A 20298-nucleotide genomic window follows, 5' to 3' on the forward strand; every position below is an offset into this window, starting at 1 on the left:
GGGCAGCAATCATGCCGGGCCCGGCAGGCCGTCACCACCCAGCATGCTCACCGAGCGGCCACGAAGAAAGTAACGGGAGCAGCGACGGGAATTCCGGAGGGCAAGCGGACGCGCCCCCTAGATGAAGAGATTCTCATCCAGGGGAATGGGGTCTTTTGCTGGTTGACCCAACCTTGAGGAAGCCTTGACGCATCTTGCGTCCACCACAATGGCGACGGACCGGATGCCCTGGCATCCGGTCCGTCTTTGACCCTGCTGCTACTCGGTGCCGATCGACTTGTCGATCGAGTCGCGCACGCCGTCGACGTGCTGGTCGACCGAGTCGGGCGCGACCTTCTTGACGAAGTCCGCCGCGGCGTCGAGCGCGCCGTCGCTGACCTCTTCCGCCTTGTCCGAGCTCAACGCCTCACTGATCTTGTCCTTGTTCTGCTCCAGAAACTCTTTGCCCTGGTTGACGATGTCGTCGATCCCCATGCGTACTGCCTTCCTCGTGTCCACAGATCGCGGCTGCGGTCCTGCCCGTCATCATGGCTCGCGCCCGGCGCGCGCGTCCAGTCTCATGATGGACACGCCTGGGGTCACTCGGTCCGTTGCCGCTTGCGGACGCGGTCACGGAGCGAGGAGCCGAAGGCCCACGCCGCGTAGCCGAGCAAGACGATCACCACGACAGTGATGACCACTTGTCTCTGGTCGCCCGTGACGGCCGTCGCGACCCAGCCCAGGTAGGGGATCGCGTACCATACCGTGCCGCGCACCTGCACCTCTCGAACCGGATCGGGATCGGGGTTGTCGTTCGCGTCGCCTTGCGTGATGAAGAGGAACTCGCCCTCGGTGCTCGTGAGCCGCTGCGTGACACGGTGAGTGACGAGGTCCGGCTCCCCGCTGTGCAACTGATACGTCATGACCATGCCCGGCTCGATATCAGCGGGATCGGTCGGGCGGACGACGACCATCGTGCCCGCGGGCAGTGCAGGCGACATGGACGAGGTGAGCACGGTGAGAGCGGTCGAGCCCGTAACGGCCGGAACGACGATCACGAGGATGCCGATCCCCACGATCACGGCGAGAAGCGCCGCCGCGACCGAGGTGAGGACGAGTTTCAGGACGCCACCCCGGCGGGGACGATCCCGCGGGCGTACTGGCCGAGTGTCGCTCTCGGGCGCTAGCGGAGCCTCAGCATCATCGCGATGGTCGGGAGCGGTCGGCGCCTCATCGCTCATCCGCCATTTCCTCCTCCTGCCGGCGACGACGCCCCAGCAGGAACACGCTACCCCCCACCGTCACACCTGCTGCGCCCAGCGCGATGATCGTCCACGGTACGGCGCCGCCGGTATGGGGAAGCGAACCGGTCGATGAGGGTATCTCGTCTGGGATGACGGTGCAGACGCTTCCGACGGCGGCGGCGGATCCCGCGGCGGCGTCCGTGAGCGACGCCCGCAGCGCGAACGACAGCCGTGCCTGCGCCGCCTCATCTCCCGACAGCGCCGACGACACTGCTGTCGTGACATCGATGCGGCGCGACTCGCCGGGTGCCAGGACGAGCCCGGTGCTCAGCACGGTGCAGTCGCCGTTGCCCATGGCATCCGCGAACAGGACGTCTTCGCCCCCACCCCCAGGTGCCCCGGCGGCGATCGCGACGCTCTGCGCGAAGCGCACGTCGTCCGCATCGGGGGCGATCAGATCGATCCGGAGGAGACCGTCCGTGGTGCCTGCGTTGCGCACCCACACCGCAGACGTCTGCTCGTCGCCCGGGACCCAGCGCCACGCTTCGGGATAGATGGGCAGGGTGCTGTCGGCGACATAAGTGACGCCGTCGTGCGATACCAGCAGACCGTCGTCGGCCGCCGCCGCGGGGATCGGCACCGCGACGAGCACGAGAGTTGCGGCCAGTGCGCTCAGCACGAGCCCGCGGCGGGTGCGATTAATCCGTGTGTGCTCACCCAAAGCCGGACACCGCCGTCAATGTGGTCGTGGGAAAGAAGACACCGGTGGTGACGTTCTTGATCGCAAACGGACCGAACGCGACATCGACCGCGGCCGGCACCGTGCTTCCGACGGTGTACGTGCCGACGACGATGCGGTACGTCGACGTTGCGTTGTTCGGCGTCGCGGTGAACGACTCCGCAGTATCTCCCGCGGCGATCTGATCCACGCTCACCCAGTCGGCTCCGGACTGGCGGACGATGGTCATCGCGACGCCGGCCCCGGTGCCCCACGTGACCGTCGCCATGCTGCCCGATGACGAGAATGTCAGGCTCTCACGCTGGAACGACAGCTGCGCCGATGCGGTGTCGCAGGTCACCGTCGAGATCTGTCCGCTGTTCGACGTACCAAGCGCCACACACAGCCCGTTGAGGGCCGACACGAGCTGATACCGGCTCGCCGACACCTGCTGGACGTACCACTGCTGGTCTGCGCCGCCGGTGGCGGTCTGAATCGTGAGGGCTCCGGCCGAAGAGGTCTGCAGTCGCGTCGCGGATGCGTGGCGCGGGCGGATCGTCACGAACGACTGGTCGGCGCCGGAGACCGGGGTGAACTGCCAGCGCTGGTTGGCGTCGGAATGGCAGCCCCACGTGAGGACGGTCGTGCCGCTGCCCCCCGATCCGTTCACGTCGAGGCAGTAGCCGGTGCTCGAGGCGTTGCGGATCGTGAACCATGTGGACGACAGCGAGGGGTCGAAGAAGCTGCTCGCGAGAGGGTACATCCCGGCGGTGCGCTGCACGTGGGTCGCGGTGGGCGCGGTGGCCGTCCAGCCCTGTGCGGACAGACTGACGCTGAGTACGGGGTTCACCGACTGTCCCCCGGCGGGGTCCGTGGTGGTCTTCCAGTCGGCGATGGTCGTGCGTGCACAGAGATAGCCGGTGGCGCTCGCCGCGAGTGTCACCGTCGGAGTGATCGAGGCCCATGTGCCGGTCGTCACGCCCGACGTCGGCACGGTCGTCGCGGCGGTGCACGCGGCCGCCGACGCGACCTGCCAGATCTGCACGCCGAGTTTGCTCGCGTAGGCCTCAGGCGACACGATGGCTGCCGTCGCGGTTCCGCTGATCGTGCTGCCGTTGGTGATCGTGAAGACTCGCGTTGCGGTGAGGCTGCTCGGCAGGTAGGTGGTGGATGCGGGCGTGTTGAAACTCGCCTGCGACACGCTGACCGCGCTCGTGGTGAGCGTGCCGGATGCCGTCGCCTGCGCGGTCCAATACGCCCATGCCGAGGTCGATCCGGCAGCGACCAAGAACGCGGCGATTCCGGCGATCAGCGCGAATCGACGGCGGGGCCGCGGTCGCGTTTCGGTGGAGGCGGTCATGTCAGCTCGGAGTCTGGGTCGCGTTGACGGTCATGGTGAAGGAGTGCGAAGAACCGCTGCCCGCGGCCGGCATGGGATTCGGCAGGCTCACGACGAGGCAATACCACTGCGAGGCGCCCACCGGCAGCGCGCCGAGCGCCGGTGCCGAGTACCCGTTGAGGACGGACGGCGTCCCCGCCACCGCCGCGGTGCAGGCCGCGGCGTTCGGTACCGCGGTCAGCAGTGCCTTGGCGGAGGCGGCGTACGCGGGGCCGCCGGGCGCGCTGATCGCAGCCGCAAGGCTCATCGGGGCATCGCCCGCGTTGGTCACGGTGAAGGCCCACACCGCCGGGGCAGCCGGGCTGAGCGCTGTCGGCGACAACGTCGCGGTCGCGCTTCCATTGATCTGGATCGCCGCCGTTCCGGCGGTGATCGTCGACGCAGCCGGTCCAGCGGTCGCATTGAGGTAGGCGTGAGTGACGCCGGCGCCGGATACCCCGAGGACCACAGCTGCGGTCGCCGCAGCCAGTGTGCCGACCAGCGAGCGAAGTCGCTTCACGACGCTCCGCGACGACGATGAGTCGTCATCTTGACGCGCGCTCTGCATTCTCACTCCCCCCCCGTGACGACACATCGATGGCAGCCTGTGCAAACCTCAAGGGTTCGTGCACAGGAACTGCGGGCCCGGATTCGGGTCGGACCCGCAGTTCCTGGGATCAGCCCGCGACCTGGGTGACCGTCAGCGCGAAGGCCGAGAGGTTCACCTTGCCCTGCTTGGCGAGGTTGTCCGCGGCGGGGCTCGTCGCGTCGCCGAAGGGCCACGTGATCGTGGCCGTAATCGTGACGGGTGTCGTGGTGACGGCGTTGCCGCCGGTCTTCGGGACGGTCACCGAGGTGCCGGGCGCCGTGGCGGCGCCGCCGTTGACCGAGAAGGTGGCCGCAGCGGCCAGACGACCGGCCAGTGCGACGTCGGCGGCCGCAGTGGTCGAGCCGGTGATGGCTCCGGCGGCGAGGTCGACCTTGAACGCGAGGTTCTGGCCCTCAGCGGTGACGTTGTATGCACCCGTGTAGATGAGCTTGTCACCGGGCACGATCCGTGCGTTGCCGATGTTGGCGACAGCCTCAACCGTGCCCGACTGGTGCTGGATCTGCCAGGTCGCAGTGCCGTTCTGGACGACCCGCAGCTGGCCGGCGGTGATGGTCTGGCCGGCGAGGCTGGCGTTGTCGTTCCAGTAGGCCAGCGTTCCGCCCGTGCCGAGCAGCAGCATCAGCGCCGCGCCGGCCGCGATGGTTCCCTTGGTCATCTTGTTCACAGTGGATTCCCCTTTCGGTCATCGCCGTTGGGCGCAGTGACGCGAGATCGATGGGCGTCTACTGCATGACGGACCATGGGGGGCCGCAGGATCACCCGTTGATGAGAAGAATCTCATGATGAGTTGGGCGAAACGAGGGACTTCAGGGAATCCTGATCACGGCTTGAGGATGTCGTCGGTTTATTGTGCTCAGCCGGAGATTGTCCCCTCAGTGCGCCGACGGCGCGCCCACCACAGGGCGAGTAGACCGAGGCCCAGAAGGCCGACGCCGAAGGGCAGGAACAGACCGAGCGTCCCGCCCGTGCTGGGCAGTTCGACAACACGTACGATGCCCGCGGCGGCGTCTTCGACGGCGGCGCCGGAAGCGGGCGAAGACGCGCGCGCCGTGTTGACGATCTCGCCGCGCGCGTTCGCCGCAACGTCTACGGTCAGTGTCACCACCGCGGTCTGATCGACCGCCAGCGCGTCGATCGTGCACGTGACGGTCGCGGCGGCGATCGCGCACGAGCCCGCGGCACCGCTGAGAGTCGCGCTGCGCGCGGCGATCCCCTGCGGCATCGTGTCGGTGACCGATACCGGTCCGGGATCCGCGGTAGGCCCACTGTTGGTCACCGTGATCGAGTAGTGCGCCTGCGACCCGGTCACCAGCTCGTCGGTCAGCTCCTTCGTGATCGTCAACGTGCTCAGCGGCGGCACCGGGACGATCGCCGTCGAGGTGTTGTCACCGAGCGTCGACTCGTCTTCGGGCGTCGTCGACGACACCGTCGCGGTGTTGGACACCTCGGGATAGGCGGCGGGCAGCACCCGCACCTCGATCGTGATGACCGGAGCGGTCGCGCCCTGCGCCAGTTCGGCCAGCGTGCACGCGATCGCGCCCGTCTCGGCATCCGTTGCGCAGCTCCACCCCTCAGCGCTCACGGAGACGATCTCGAGTTCGCCGGGCACCAGGTCGTCGACGAGCAGACCCCGCGCCGTCGCCGGTCCCGCGTTGGCCACGGTCAGCTCATAGGAGAAGGTCTCGCCGACGATGGGGTCGCCGACGGGCGTCTTGACGATCGACAGGTCGACCATCTCGGCGACCGTGCCGGGCACCGAAGCGGTGTTGTTCTCGAGGTCGGGGTCGGGGGTCGTTGCTGCGACCGTCGCCGTGTTGACGACCTCGCCCTGCAACGCCTCGTCGACCGCGATGGAGATCCTCAACGACAGCGTCTGGGCGGGCGTCAGGATGCCCGCATAGGCGCACTCGACCTGAGCCGGATCGCCGGTATCGGGCGCGCACGCCCAGCCGTCTCCCGACGCGCTGTCGAAGGAGAGCCCCGTCGGCAGCGTGTCGACGAGAGTGATGCCGCGCGCCGCCGACGGACCGAGGTTCGTCACGGTCAGGGTGTACTCGCCCGTCGCGCCCGCCTCGATCGTCTCGGAGATCGCCTTGGACAGCACCAGATCGGCCGACTCGGTCACGTCCGCCGACGCCGTCGCCCTGTCATTGGCAGCGGCCTCTTCGGTATCGGGCTGGGCTGTGAGCCCAGGCGCCACCGCTGCGGTGTTGGCGACTCTCCCCTGCACGCTCGGGTCGATCGTGCCGGTGACCGAGATCGTCTGCGGGTCGTTCGTCGCGAGATCGGCCGAGAGCTCGCACGTCACGGTCTTCCGGTCGCCGGCGATCGTGCAGCTCCAGTCGTCGCTGGGGCCGGTTGCCGCATCCGCGAGCACCCCCGAAGGCAGCGCGTCGGTGACGACGATCGGAGTGCCCGCATCGGCATCCGAGTTCGACGGACCCAGGTTCGTGACCGTGAGCTCCCACGAAATCGGCTGACCCGCGACGATGTCGGCGTCGGCGGTCACGACGGACTTCTCGATCGCCAGGTCGGCCACCTCGATCACGGTGGGCGTCACGACAGTGAACTCGTTCGGCCAGATCGCGCCTTGGGGCTCATCGGTCACGCCCGGGGCGACGGATGCGGTGTTCGTGAGCGTGCCGCTGACAGCTTCATCGACCGCGACCGTGAGCGTCACGGCGACCGCGTCGCCAGGCTTCATCGTGCTCGTGATCTCGCACGTCACGACCCCGGCATCCTCGTCGCAGCTGACGCCTGCTCCCGTCGCCGACACGTAGGTCGTGCCGGCGGGCAACTTGTCGGTGACGGTGATGGGCTCGTCCGCCGTCGCCACCGAGTCGCTCGGACCGTGGTTGGTGACGGTGATCGTCCACGAGAACTCCTCACCGGCCGTCGGCGTACCGACGTTCTGCTTGAGGATGCCGAGGTCGGCGAACGTCTGAACGTCGACGTCGGCGGTGTCGGTCGGGGGTGTCGAGTCGCTGGGCGACGTCACGGTCGCCGTGTTCGTGACCGTTCCAGCGGCGAGAGCCGGGTCGATCGCGGCGACGATCTGCAGGAGCGGCGCCTTCGCGCCGGCCGCGAGGGATACGGCGTCGCCATCCGCGTTCTGCAGCACGCACACGACGTCCTGCCCAGAGTCGTCACAGGCCCATACCGCCGGGCCCTCGACAGTCGACGACGACACGTAGGTCAGCCCTGCGGGGAGGGTGTCGGTGATCGTGACGGGTGCCGCGGCGTCGGAGGGGCCGTCATTGCCGACGAGCACCGTGAACGATGCCGTGGCACCGGCCGAGACGACGGGAGTCGTCGTCGCCTTGACGATCGTCAGCGCCGCGTTCGCGATGACGCCGATCTGACCGCCGCCGGTCGCGGTGGCGGGTTCGCCCGTGACGACGTCGGGCGTCGACGAGTTCGCGGTCGCCGAGTTCGGGATGGTCGATCCATTCACGATGGAGGAACGCACCGTCGTGACCAGTGCGATCTGCACGCTGGCGCCGGCGGCGAGGGTGCCGATCGTGCAGGACACCGTCGCCGTGCCGCTGCAGGTCACGCCGGCATCCGCCGACGTCGCCGAGACGACGATGAGGTCACCCGGCACGACGTCGGACAGTGTGACGTTCTGCGCGTCGGACGGGCCGCTGTTCGCGACCGTGATCGTCCAGGTGACGTTCTCACCCGCGGTGACGGTCGCGGCCGAAGGCACCTTCGCGACGGCAAGCTTCGCGCGCTGGATGACGTTGAGCGTCGCGGTGTCGGTGTTGTTGTCGGGGTTGATGTCGTCGGTGACCGACGTGACCGCGGCCGCGTTCGTCAGGGTGGCGCCGGTGAACGATGCGTCTACCCGCACGGCGACCTGGAACGTCCAGGGCGCGTCGTCCTCATCGAGTCCAGCGTCGAGCACGCACGTGAGCAGACGCCCGTCGATCGTGCAGCCGTCGGGCAGCGGTCCGGAGGCCGTCAGACCGACGGGCAGCGTGTCGCGAACGGTGACGGTTCCGGCATCCGACGGCCCGTTGTTCGCGACCGTGAAGGTGTAGACGGCCGTCTCGCCCGCGATGACCGCGCTCGCGCCGCTCGAGGGAGCCACGGTCTTCGTGAGTTCGAGGTCCGCCTCGGGGTTGGGGGTGCCCGGCGTCGCATCGCTGTCGTCCTGGTCCGCCTTCCACGCGGACGACACGGATGCCGTGTTCGTCAGGTCATCGGCGAGGCCAATGAAGGCGGGGTCGAGCGTCGCCGTGTAGATGATCAGCGGAGCATCCGCGCCCGCGGCGAGGACGCCGGAGTAGTCGAAGCGGACCGTGCCGCCGGCTCCCGGCGTCGCCGTCCATCCGGTCCCGCTCACGAGCTCGTCGAAGTCGATGTCGGCCGGCAGCGTGTCGACGATGTAGACGCCGCGTGCGACCGACGGACCGCCGTTGCTGACCTGCAGCGTGTAGGTCAGAGTCTCACCCGGCACGACCTCGGCCGGCGGAGCCGGGTCGGTGATCGTCTTGACGATCGTGAGGCTCTCCTGAACGGCGACGTCGGTGCGGGTCGTCGAGGAGTTGTTGCCCGCGACGGGGTCGGTCGTGACCGGGGTGACGCTTGCCGTGTTCACGATGACGCCGGTCCCCGCGGCGACATCGGAGTTCACGGTGCCGGCGACGGTCAGGGTGATCGCCTCGCCGACCGTCATGTCGTGGGTGATCTCGCAGCGGACCGCCTGACCGGTCAACGTGCACCCCGGCGGTACTGTGCCTGTCAACGACAGGCCCGATACCGCAGCAGGGACCGTGTCGGTCAGGACGATCGGGGAGTTGGCGCTGCCGCGTGAGAGCGACGGCCCCTTGTTGGTCAGCGTGATCGACCACTCGATGGGCGTGCCGGCGACGACGGCCCCGGCGGCGGGGGCGACGACGCGCTTGACGACCTCGAGATCGGCGGAGGTGACCACCGTGCCGGTGGCCGTCGACGAGTTGTTGCCCGGGGTGCGATCCGCCGTGCGCGCCGAGACGGTCGCGGTGTTGGGAACCTCGGTGCCCGAGACGACGTCTGCCGCGATGGCCAGGTTGAGAGTGACCGTCCACGTCGCGCCCGAGTTCAGCGACGCACGCGTGCAGTCGAGCACCCCGGAGGCCACGGTGCACGTGCCATCGGTGCCGGCGTTCACGGTCGTGACCGTGACACCGGTCGGCAGCGTCAGCACGTCGTGCAGCGCCACGCCGACCGCGGTATCGCCGCCGTTGTTGCGCACGACCATCGGGAACGAGCCCGTGCCGCCGGCCGTGAAGGTGCCGGCGGTCTTCGTGATCTGCAGGTCAGCCTGGTCGATGCGCGCGGTCGCGGTGCCGCTCGTCCCGATGTACGACCCGTTGCCGCTGTTGTACGACGTGCCGCCCGTGGCATCCGTGACCTGCGCGGCCCGGACGGTGTTCGTGTGCGCGACACCACTGCCGACGGACACCGACGAACCCGCGATCGCGCGGTAGGTGATCGTGAGCGCCGCAGCCGGCGCGAGCGGGCCGAGGTTCGACCAGGTCAGCTGCTGACCCGAGATGGCCGGGTCGGCGAGCGCGACCCCTCCGAGCTGCGCTGAGCCCGCGACATACGTCCAGCCCGCGGGCAGCGTGTCGATCGCCTGCAGCGAGACCGCGCGCGCGGTGCCGCTGTTGGTCATCGTGAACGAGTACGACACCTCGTCGCCGATGTACACGGGGTTGGTCGACAGCAGTTGCTTGGCGGTGTCGATCTTCGGGAAGGCGGGCGTGACGGATGCCGTGGCGCCCGTCGTCGAGGTGTATCTCTTGCCCCCGCCGGCGAGCGAGTCCCAGGAGGTGGGCGTCGCGGTGTTCACCAGTGCCGCCCCGGAGAGGGTCGACGCGAGGTCGAGCTTCGCGGGGTAGCTGAAGCTCATGGCCGGGTCACCCGGCGTCAGCGTCGCGATCATCCACGTGATGGTGCGGGCCGTCGAGTCCCAGACGCCGCCGCCGGCAACCGTCGCACCATTCGCGAGGGCTGTGCTGTCGGTCGCACTGACGACGGGAATCACCCCTACGGGAACCCTGTCGACGACCGTCACGTTGAAGGCGGGCTTGCCGTTCGGCGTGGCGTTCTGCACTGCGCTCGCGGAGACGGTGTAGGTGAAGATCTCGCCTTGGCTCTTCGCGACCGTCGGGTTGCTCACCGACTTCGCCGTGGTAACGAGCGGATGCCGGACGCCCACAGTCGCCGTGCTCGTGTTCGACGTGAGGGTCGTGCCCCCCGCGACAGTGCGCCACGTGGCCTGTCCCGAATTCGTGTATGGCCCTACTGCGGTCGCCGCAATCGATGTCGAGACGGGCGAGGTCACCTCCAGGATCAAGGTCCGCACCTGGGCAGACGCAGCGACGTCGCCGATGCCGACCGCAAGGATCTGGGCATTGCCGGACGAGACGCGGGTGCCAGTCGGACACACATCCCAACCGGTGCCGCAGCTGAGGACGAAGCTGGCGGCGTCGGCCGTACCGAGTTCGGCCGGCAGCGTGTCGCGGATCTGCGCGTCGAGGAGAGTGACGTCCTGAGGGATCGTGAGCGTCAGACGCCAGGTGACGTTCTCGCCGGGTACTGCCGTGCCTGTCGGCAGGAGACGCTGCTTGACGATCGTCGGCGGCGCGGCCGTCACCGTGCGGTTCGCGGTCGCCGTGAGCGTGCGCTCCCCGGGCACCGCGCCCGCCAGCGTCGAACCGGTGAGCGCCGCGTCGTTGCGGAACGTCGTACCCGCCGCGATCGGCGTGGGCACCGTCGCGCTGTAGACGATCTGCGCCGTCGTGGCGAGATCGGCGGTGAGCGTCCAGACGTACTTCGTGCGACCGATGGCGCAGCCGTTGATCCCGTCACCGGCTACGGGGGCGCTGACGGTCGCCACGGCGGACGCGGTGAAGTTGGTGAAGTCGCTCAGCCGCGCGTCGATGCAGTCCACGACGAGCGTGTCATGGAGCGGGGCGACGGCCAGCCCGTTCACGGTGGTGTTCGTGGCCTCCAGGCGGTAATAGACGGTCTGACCGCCGGTCGCGGTGAGGGTGTCGCTCGTCGTCCACGGCCCGGTCGACGCGGTAGTGGATGCCCCCTTCGTCATCGCCACATTCGGGACGACGACGGTGACCTGCGCGGCCGCCGTGCCGCGGGACACGGGGTTCGCGTTCGTGGTGGTCGGAGTGCTCGTGAGCGCGGCGGTGTTGCTGATGGTCGAGTTATGGGTGTTCCCCGCCACATCGGCGACGCGTGTCGTCATCTCGACGGTGAAGGTCTGCGACGACTCCGTGCTGTTCGTCCACGTCGTCGGGAAGATGAGGCTGCCGAACTGCGGGTCGGTGGCGACGTTGCAGAGGCGGAACTGCGTGGGATCCTGCGTGCAGCCGTCCGCGATGACGGCACCGGAGGGGCCGGTGGCGACCACCGCTCCGTCGACAGCGGTCAGCCGCCCGCCGACGGGCAGCCCGTCGGCGAGGATGCCGTTGAAGATGCTGGTGCGGGCAGGGATCGTCGCCGTGTACTGCCACACGACGGTCTCACCGATCGTCGCCTGGGTGAGCGCCGAGTTGTTCGACTCGGTCACGCTCGTCGACGTCACCGACTTGGCGACACTCGCACCGGCGAGGCTGATCGTCGCCGTGTCGGCGGCCTGCGGGGCGTTCTTCGTCTTGTCCGGGTACGCGCCGACGGGGTTGGCCGGATAGAACGTCGGACGGTCGACGCTCGGGGTGATGCCGTCGGTCGTGATCGGCGTGTACCGGGTGACGGCGGCGGTGTTGGTGTGCGACGACGAGATCGACAGCGGGCTCGGCACGGTGAGCGCGTAGGTGATCGTCGCCGTCTGACCCCCGATGAGCGGCGTCGCTGGCCGCAGGATCCACGTCACCCGCGTCTGGCCGTTCGCCTGCTGGAAGCAGTCCGCGATCGGGTTGATCGCGGGAGTCGCGCTATCGATGTCGTCGCAGTCGAAACCGGCGGGCAGGACATCCCACACCTCGATCTCATCGATCGGATCGGCAGTGGAGTTCGCGAGGGATCCGTTGTGCGAGACGTCGATCGTGAAGGTGAGCAGCTGGCCTTCCTGCACCGGACTGAGCGACTCCGCGCCGTCGACCTTCTTGTCGAGACCGAGCGGCGGCGGCGGCGAGAGCTTGAGGTCGGCCTGATCGCGCAGGTTGATGACGCGATCATCCGGGCCGGTGTAGCGCATCTTGGCGAGGTTGCCGGCGACGCGCGGCGCCGTCGCCGGCACGGTGTTCACGCGTGCAAGCAGGTAGAACGATCCGGTCGCGCCGGGCTCGACGAACAGCACGTTGCTCGCGTCGGGCTCACCGAGCACCCAACGCGCGCTGGCGACGCCAGTGACGGTGCCGACGGGGGTGATCGTCGTCGAGTTCGCGCTCGTCGCCGCCCAATCCACGATCGACATGCCCGACGGCAGATAGTCGCTGACGTTCACCGACCGAGTGGACACGCCCTGTGGAAAGGTCATGTCGAGCCGGAAGCACACGAGGTCGCCGAGCTGATAGGCCGGTGGAGCGATCGTCGGCGACACGTACGCGCCGTCGCCGGATTGGCACGTCGTGCCGACGCCCGTGACGCCGGTGATGGGGGTGCGGGTCAGGTTCGGCCAGATGGTCTTCGACAGCGTCGGGGCACCGGTGCCGATATCGGCCGACGAACCGTTGGACGCGTCGGAGGTTGCGCCGGAGCCGTCTGTCGTCGTCCCCGTGACCACGACACTGTTCGCGAAGTCGTCGCCGGCAGCCGTCGGGGTCCCGTTCTGGTAGTTCGTGCGCATGTACACCGTGTAGCCGATGGTCACGTCCTGATCGGCCGCGAGGTCGTCGACCGCGAACACGACGGTGAACACGCCCGAGGCGTCGAAATCCACGGAGGTCATCGTGGCGCCCGTCACGGTGCCGTTGCCCGCGCCCGCAGCCGCGCACTCGTCCGGCCAAGGGCTCCCCGTCTTGGCGACGCCTGCAGGAAGTACGGGACACATGCCGTTGGGCAGAGTGTCAGTGACCGTGATGCCTGACGAACTGACGAACTGGCTCGAGCGGACCGCGAGGGTGTACTGCTTGGTCTGGCCGCCGACGAAGCCCGACCCGTCGGTGGACTTGACGATGCCGAGGTCGATCACGCGCACCGTCGCCGTGTCGGACACCGAGATCTCCGTGTCCGTCCCGGCGGCGACGTCACCCGTGTAGGTGCCGGTCAGGGTCGCGGTGTTCTCGACCTCGTACCCTTCTGCGCCCGGGCGGGTGTCGGCACCGGTCTGCTGGCCCGACGGCATCGTGATCTCGCGCTCGCCGACGTAGGCGCTGTAGCGGAGGACGTTCGTCTCGTTCGCATCGATGGTGCCGAGGTTCCATGTGATCTCGGTGAACACCTCGCCGTCGACCTCGACCATCCTGCGCGTACAGGGGAAATCTCCCGTGCATTCGGTGACCGTGAACTGCGCCGGCACGTAATCGACGACGACCGCTCCGGTCGTTGCGCCGTCAGGGGCCGCCGTCACCCTCAGCTCGAACGTCGCGGGGTTCGCCGGGCCACGGTAGACCTCGGCCTCGGCATTCGCGGTCTCGTTCTTGGTGATCGTGATCGGCACGACCGTGACGGTCGCCTCGGACGAACCGCCCTCGGTCGCGCCCGTGATCTCGGGCGCGCCCGAACTCGGCACGGTGACGTCGGGGACGACACGTTCGTCGCTGTTCGCATACAGGCCCGCACCGACCTCGAACGTCGAACCGGCGGGGTACCGATCAGGGTCGGCGGTGACCCCGAACGACGCCGAGAACTCCGACCCGACGGGGAGGTCGGCGATGTTCGACCACACCAGAACCTGGGCGGTGCGGGGCAGACCCGTGCCGGGGTCGATGTCTGCGGCATCCGGCACCCATGACTGAATGTCGGGAGCACCGATCCCTGCCGGCTGCACGCTTCCCGCGGCGTAGGTGACGCCGACCGGCAGCAGCACGACGACCAGCGCGTTGAACAGGTCCACGCCATCGGGATTGCTCCCGGAGACGGAGATGGTCCGAGTCCCACCCGCGAGTACGTCGCCGCCCGTCGCGGTGACCTGGACGCCGCGCAGCGGCGTGTCGGTGACCGGTACGGCGGCTGTGGCGGGTGCGCCGATGCCGAGAGAGAGCAACAGCGCCATCACCACGACGATCGCGCACGACTGGAACCTCGCCTGCACGCTGGACGAACCGATCAAGACCCACACCCCATCACCCGACGAGGCGGTGTCGCGCGTCGGGAACGCGCAGTCATCCCCCTCAAGACATCTGCCCGCTCAGGCTACATCTGTCACATAACGAAAAGATCACGGCCCGAAGACGCAGAACGCCCCCGGCAGCCGAAGCTGACGGGGGCGTCCCGGTGAAGTGGATTACTTCAGGATCTTCGTGACGGTGCCGGCACCGACGGTGCGGCCGCCCTCACGGATCGCGAAGCCGAGGCCCTCTTCCATGGCGATCGGCTGGATGAGCTCGACCGACATCTCCGTGGTGTCGCCGGGCATGACCATCTCGGTGCCCTCAGGCAGCGTGATGACGCCGGTGACGTCGGTGGTGCGGAAGTAGAACTGCGGGCGGTAGTTCGTGAAGAACGGGTTGTGGCGGCCGCCCTCCTCCTTGGACAGGATGTACGCCGTGCCCTCGAAGTCGGTGTGCGGGGTGACCGAACCGGGCTTTACGACAACCTGGCCGCGCTCGACGTCGTCACGCTTCGTGCCGCGCAGGAGCAGACCACAGTTCTCGCCGGCCCAGGCCTCGTCGAGCTGCTTGTGGAACATCTCGATACCCGTGACGATCGTCTTCTGCGTCGGGCGGATGCCGACGATCTCGACCTCGGAGTTGATGGCCAGCGTGCCACGCTCGGCGCGACCCGTGACGACCGTGCCACGGCCGGTGATGGTGAAGACGTCCTCGATGGGCATGAGGAACGGCTTGTCCTTGTCGCGCACCGGGTCCGGGATGGACTCGTCGACGGCGTTCATGAGCTCGACGATCGACTCGACCCACTTCTCGTCGCCCTCGAGCGCCTTCAGGCCCGAGACGCGGACGACCGGCGCGTTGTCGCCGTCGAAGTCCTGCGAGCTGAGCAGCTCACGGACCTCGAGCTCGACGAGCTCCAGGATCTCCTCGTCGTCGACCATGTCGCTCTTGTTCAGCGCGACCAGCAGGTACGGCACGCCGACCTGCTTGGCGAGCAGGACGTGCTCACGGGTCTGAGCCATCGGGCCGTCGGTGGCGGCGACCACGAGGATCGCGCCGTCCATCTGGGCGGCACCGGTGATCATGTTCTTGATGTAGTCGGCGTGACCGGGCGCGTCGACGTGCGCGTAGTGGCGCTTCGGGGTCTCGTACTCGACGTGCGAGATGTTGATCGTGATACCACGCTGACGCTCTTCGGGAGCCGAGTCGATCGACGCGAAGTCACGCTGCACGTTGGTCGCCGACGGGTGCTTGTCGGCGAGCACCTTCGAGATGGCAGCGGTGAGCGTGGTCTTGCCGTGGTCGACGTGACCGATCGTTCCGATGTTGACGTGCGGCTTGGTCCGCTCGAACTTGGCCTTGGCCACTGGGTCCTCCTCAGGACATTCGTGTAGAGGTTCCGGGCGCTGGATTGCGACCGGTGCTCTACGGGGATGTTTCTAGTTTATGCGTATGAAGTTGTGTGTCACCGGGGCGCCGGTGTCGGATGCCGGGGGCGCGGCCCCCGGCATCCGCCGAATCACTCGCCCTTGTTCTTCTGGACGATCTCGTCGGCGACGGCCTTGGGGACCTCGGCGTACGAGTCGAACTCCATCGAGTACACGGCCCGGCCCGAGGTCTTCGAGCGCAGGTCGCCGATGTAGCCGAACATCTCGGACAGCGGCACCAGGGCACGCACGACCTTGACGCCGGCGGCGTCCTCCATCGACTGGATCTGGCCGCGACGGGAGTTCAGGTCGCCGATGACGTCGCCCATGTACTCCTCGGGAGTACGCACCTCGACGCTCATGAGTGGCTCGAGGATGGTGGGGTTGGCCTTGCGGACGGCCTCCTTGAAGCCCATCGAGCCGGCGATCTTGAACGCCATCTCCGAAGAGTCGACATCGTGGCTCGCGCCGTCGATGAGGATCGCCTTGACACCCACCATGGGGTAGCCGGCGAGCACGCCGACGTTCATGGCGTCCTGGAAGCCCTGGTTGGTCGGCTCGATGTACTCACGCGGGATGCGGCCACCGGTGACCTTGTTCTCGAACTCGTACGGCTTGTCGGCCGTGAGCTCGAGCGGCTCGATCGCGAACTGGATCTTCGCGAACTGACCCGAACCACCGGTCTGCTTCTTGTGCGTGTAGTCGTGACGCTCGACGGCCTTCTTGATCGTCTCGCGGTAGGCCACCTGGGGCTTTCCGACGTTCGCCTCGACGCGGAACTCGCGCTTCATGCGGTCGACGAGGATGTCCAGGTGCAGCTCGCCCATGCCCTTGATGACCGTCTGACCGGTCTCGGGGTTGAGCTCGGTGCGGAAGGTCGGGTCCTCTTCGGCGAGCTTCTGGATCGCCAGACCCAGCTTCTCCTGGTCGGCCTTGGTCTTCGGCTCGATCGCGACCTCGATGACGGGCTCGGGGAACGTCATCGACTCGAGGACGACGGGCTCGTTCGGGTCGGCCAGGGTGTCACCGGTGGTGGTGTCCTTCAGGCCGATCACGGCGTAGATGTTGCCCGCGGTGACCGAGTCGACCGGGTTCTCCTTGTTGGCGTGCATCTGGAAGATCTTCCCGATGCGCTCCTTCTTGCCCTTGGTCGAGTTGATGACCTGCGCGCCCGAGTCGAGGTGACCCGAGTAGACGCGGATGTAGGTCAGGCGACCGAAGAACGGGTGCACCGCGACCTTGAACGCGAGGGCCGCGAACGGGTCGTTGGCGTCGGGGTGACGCTCGATGATCTTCTCTTCGTCCTTGGGGTCGTGCGCCTCGATGGCGGGCACGTCCAGGGGCGAGGGCAGGTAGTCCACGACCGCGTCGAGCATGGGCTGCACGCCGCGGTTCTTGAACGCCGAGCCGCACAGCACGGGGTACAGCTCGCCGGCGACGGTGAGCTTGCGGATCGCGCCCTTGATCTCGGCGAGCGTGAGCTCCTCGCCGCCGAAGTACTTCTCCAGCAGCGCCTCGTCGGACTCGGCGACCGTCTCGAGCAGCTTCTCGCGGTACTCGGCAGCGCGGTCGGCGAGGTCGGCGGGGATCTCCTGCACCTCGTACTTGGCGCCCATGGTGACATCACCCTTGGCGTCGCCCGGCCACACCAGCGCGCGCATCTCGACGAGGTCGATGACTCCCACGAAGTCGTTCTCGGCACCGATCGGCAGCTGCAGCACGAGGGGCTTCGCGCCGAGGCGGTTCACGATCGTGTCGACGGTGAAGTAGAAGTCGGCGCCCAGCTTGTCCATCTTGTTGACGAAGCAGATGCGGGGCACGTCGTACTTGTCGGCCTGACGCCACACCGTCTCGGACTGGGGCTCGACGCCCTCCTTGCCGTCGAAGACGGCGACGGCACCGTCGAGGACGCGCAGCGACCGCTCCACCTCGACGGTGAAGTCGACGTGTCCGGGGGTGTCGATGATGTTGATCTGGTGCTTGTTCCAGAAGCAGGTCACGGCGGCAGACGTGATCGTGATGCCGCGCTCCTTCTCCTGCTCCATCCAGTCGGTCGTCGAGGCGCCGTCGTGGGTCTCGCCCAGCTTGTGGTTGACGCCCGTGTAGAACAGGATGCGCTCGGTCGTCGTCGTCTTGCCGGCATCGATGTGCGCCATGATGCCGATGTTGCGGACCTTGTTGAGGTCGGTGAGCACTTCTTGTGCCACGGGGGTTTTTCCTCTCGGTGATCGAGTAGCCCGCGCAGCGGGCGTATCGAGATCAGGGGGCGGATGCGGGGCCGGATCACGGCCCCGCATCCGTTGACGTGCTGGTTACCAGCGGTAGTGCGCGAAGGCGCGGTTCGACTCGGCCATCTTGTGGGTGTCCTCACGGCGCTTGACCGCGGCACCGAGGCCGTTCGAGGCGTCGAGGATCTCGTTCTGCAGACGCTCGGTCATCGTCTTCTCACGACGGCCCTTCGCGTAGGAGACGAGCCAGCGCAGCGCCAGCGTGTTCGCGCGGTGCGGCTTGACCTCGACGGGAACCTGGTAGGTCGAGCCGCCGACGCGGCGGCTCTTGACCTCGAGGGTGGGGCGGACGTTGTCGAGCGCCTTCTTGAGCGTCGCGACGGCATCCTGGCCGTTCTTGGCCTCGACACCCTTCAGGGCGTCGTAGACGATCGACTCGGCGAGCGACTTCTTGCCGTCGACGAGGATCTTGTTCACCAGCTGGGTGACGATCGGAGCACCGTAGACCGGGTCGTTGACGACGAGGCGGCGGGGTGCGGGTCCCTTGCGAGGCATCTGCGTCAGCCCTTCTTGGCGCCGTAGCGGCTACGGGCCTGCTTGCGGTTCTTGACGGCCTGGGTGTCCAGGGCGCCGCGAACGATCTTGTAACGGACACCGGGGAGGTCCTTCACACGGCCTCCACGGACGAGCACGAGCGAGTGCTCCTGCAGGTTGTGGCCCTCGCCGGGGATGTAGGCGGTGACCTCGGTGCCGTTGCGGAGCTTGACACGGGCGACCTTGCGCATCGCCGAGTTCGGCTTCTTGGGCGTGGTGGTGTACACGCGGGTGCAGACACCCGCCTGCTGCGGGTTCGCCTTCAGGGCGGGCGCCTTGGTCTTGGTGACCTTCGGCGTGCGACCCTTGCGAACCAACTGCTGAATGGTTGGCACGTTCTCTCCTTGTCGTGCTGCGCGTGGCCGGAACCCTGCGCAGGTGCTGCACGGTGACAGCGATGGTGGTTTCACCACAGATCCACCGGCACGGCGGTGCGCCGTGCGTTTCGTGGTGGATATGCCGTGGGGGTGACCTGTTCGCAGGCCGGTCCCGAACGTGCGTCTCGCTTGTGTCTGCAGAGCCGGGCACGGCAGACGGCGCGCAAGAGCGCACACCCGCCCAATACTACGCCGTATGACCGAACCGGGCAAACGCACACCGCCATCGCTCTCTCCCCAGACGCCGCGGCCGGCTCGACTGTCCACAGATCCCGCCGCGAGCGGCACCAGAGCGGCGGGCCGCGGCATCCTGAGCACCATGCCCAGACGACCTCGACCGCTTCCCGCGCAGCTCGGCGCGGCGTTCGGCGTGGCCGACGCCCGCACGACCGGAGCCACCCGCGCGCGGCTGCGCGCGAAGGACCTCGCCCGTCCGCACCGGGGCGTGCGCGTGCGGAACGCGACCGCGCCGGCATCCGTCGACACCGATCCGCTCGCCCGCGACCGCCGCGTGCGCGCGGCCGTCCTGGCGCGCGTGCAGGCGTTCGAGGTGATCCGCCGCCCGCACGTGTTCTACACCGGCCGCACCGCCGTCGCGATCTTCGACCGCCTGTTCGACGACGATGACGGCACGGGGCCCCTGCAGGTGGGCGTGTTCGCACCGGCACGCGCACCCCGCGTGGCCGGGATCCGGGCGACGCAGACCTCGCCGGGGCTCGTGACGGTCGGCGCGATCGGAGCGCTGCCGGTGGCCAGTCCCGCGTCAGTCTGGGCGGGGTTGGCCGGCGAGCTCAGCGTCCGCGACCTCGTGCGTCTGGGCGACGCGCTCGTCCGGATCCCGAGGGGCGCGGGCGGGATGCCGCAGCCACAGGCCCAGCTCGCCACGATCGCGCAGCTGCGCGCCGCGGCGGAGGCGCCTCGCCGCAAGGAGCGTCGCAAGCTCCGCGCCGCGCTCGCGCTGATCCGCGTGGGGAGCATGTCGCCGCTGGAGACCGACTTCCGCGTCGACGCCGTGGAGGCAGGGCTGCCGGAACCCGAGCTGGACGTCGAAATGCGCGCGGCCGACGGCCGGCTGATCGGGATCGTCGACCTCGTGTTCCGGGCGTACCGGGTGATCGTCGAGGTCGAGGGCAGACACCACCGCTCGAGCGATCAGCAGTGGGAGCGCGATATCGACAAGTACGCCGCCCTCGCGGCGGAGGGCTGGGACGTGATCCGCGTCACCGGTCGGCGCGTCCGCGGCGGGCGGGCCGTGTCGCAGGTGGCCGCGGCACTGCGGCGTCGCGGCTGGGCGGGCTGACGGAGGCGCCGAGCACCGGCATCCGTCGGGTGGGGCGGGTTGGGTCGGACGGGTTGGGTTGGGTTGGGTTGGCAGTTGTGGCGGGATCCCGGGGAGGAAACAGCCACGAGTGACAAGGCAAGGGACCCGGGCGTCGTGCGGGGTGCCTGCGGGTGGGTTGGGTGGGCAGTTGTGGCGGAATCCTGAGGAGGATGCAGCCACGAGTGACAAGGCAGTGGCC

Annotated in this window: 12 protein-coding genes; 1 reads left to right on the forward strand and 11 read right to left on the reverse strand. The window is 68.4% G+C overall.

Going from position 1 to position 20298, the window contains the following annotated elements; genetic code table 11:
- Window positions 1-258: 258 nt before the first annotated feature.
- The 11 genes from ACPYN4_RS12025 to rpsL form a co-directional block, all read right to left on the reverse strand.
- Window positions 259-474, reverse strand: coding sequence for an Rv0909 family putative TA system antitoxin (locus tag ACPYN4_RS12025; protein ID WP_076691657.1), 216 nt, complete (start codon window positions 472-474; stop codon window positions 259-261).
- Between the two features lie 104 nt (window positions 475-578).
- Window positions 579-1220 carry a signal peptidase I gene (locus ACPYN4_RS12030; protein ID WP_287271231.1) on the reverse strand — a complete coding sequence of 214 codons (642 nt, stop codon included), beginning with the start codon at window positions 1218-1220 and terminating at the stop codon, window positions 579-581.
- A complete protein-coding gene (locus tag ACPYN4_RS12035) occupies window positions 1210-1902 on the reverse strand; it encodes an LPXTG cell wall anchor domain-containing protein (protein WP_287271229.1) in 693 nt (230 codons plus the stop codon). Before ACPYN4_RS12035 ends, ACPYN4_RS12030 begins: the two co-directional genes overlap by 11 nt.
- Window positions 1903-1936: 34 nt before the next feature.
- A complete protein-coding gene (locus ACPYN4_RS12040; RefSeq protein WP_287271227.1) occupies window positions 1937-3301 on the reverse strand; it encodes an RICIN domain-containing protein in 1365 nt (454 codons plus the stop codon).
- A gap of 1 nt (window position 3302) precedes the next feature.
- Entirely contained in the window at window positions 3303-3839 is a 537-nt protein-coding gene (locus tag ACPYN4_RS12045) for a hypothetical protein (RefSeq protein ID WP_287271226.1), read from the reverse strand.
- A gap of 157 nt (window positions 3840-3996) precedes the next feature.
- A complete protein-coding gene (locus ACPYN4_RS12050; protein ID WP_157127982.1) occupies window positions 3997-4584 on the reverse strand; it encodes an alternate-type signal peptide domain-containing protein in 588 nt (195 codons plus the stop codon).
- A gap of 198 nt (window positions 4585-4782) precedes the next feature.
- Window positions 4783-14151 carry a hypothetical protein gene (locus ACPYN4_RS12055; protein WP_424446509.1) on the reverse strand — a complete coding sequence of 3123 codons (9369 nt, stop codon included), beginning with the start codon at window positions 14149-14151 and terminating at the stop codon, window positions 4783-4785.
- 174 nt (window positions 14152-14325) lie between these two features.
- Window positions 14326-15519, reverse strand: coding sequence for an elongation factor Tu (gene tuf / locus ACPYN4_RS12060; RefSeq protein ID WP_424446510.1), 1194 nt, complete (start codon window positions 15517-15519; stop codon window positions 14326-14328).
- Window positions 15520-15671: 152 nt separating this feature from the next.
- Window positions 15672-17786, reverse strand: a complete 2115-nt coding sequence (gene fusA, locus ACPYN4_RS12065) for an elongation factor G (protein ID WP_315549216.1) — start codon at window positions 17784-17786, stop codon at window positions 15672-15674.
- 105 nt (window positions 17787-17891) lie between these two features.
- Window positions 17892-18362, reverse strand: a complete 471-nt coding sequence (gene rpsG / locus ACPYN4_RS12070) for a 30S ribosomal protein S7 (RefSeq protein WP_076691665.1) — start codon at window positions 18360-18362, stop codon at window positions 17892-17894.
- A 5-nt stretch (window positions 18363-18367) separates the two neighbouring features.
- Entirely contained in the window at window positions 18368-18736 is a 369-nt protein-coding gene (gene rpsL / locus ACPYN4_RS12075; protein WP_005050525.1) for a 30S ribosomal protein S12, read from the reverse strand.
- A 361-nt stretch (window positions 18737-19097) separates the two neighbouring features.
- On the opposite strand from rpsL, the gene ACPYN4_RS12080 reads away from it, so the two are divergent.
- Entirely contained in the window at window positions 19098-20078 is a 981-nt protein-coding gene (locus ACPYN4_RS12080; protein ID WP_239281786.1) for an endonuclease domain-containing protein, read from the forward strand.
- Window positions 20079-20298: the final 220 nt, after the last annotated feature.

This window comes from Microbacterium sp. CH-015 (assembly GCF_049707015.1).
GTDB classification, from domain to species: domain Bacteria; phylum Actinomycetota; class Actinomycetes; order Actinomycetales; family Microbacteriaceae; genus Microbacterium; species Microbacterium aurum.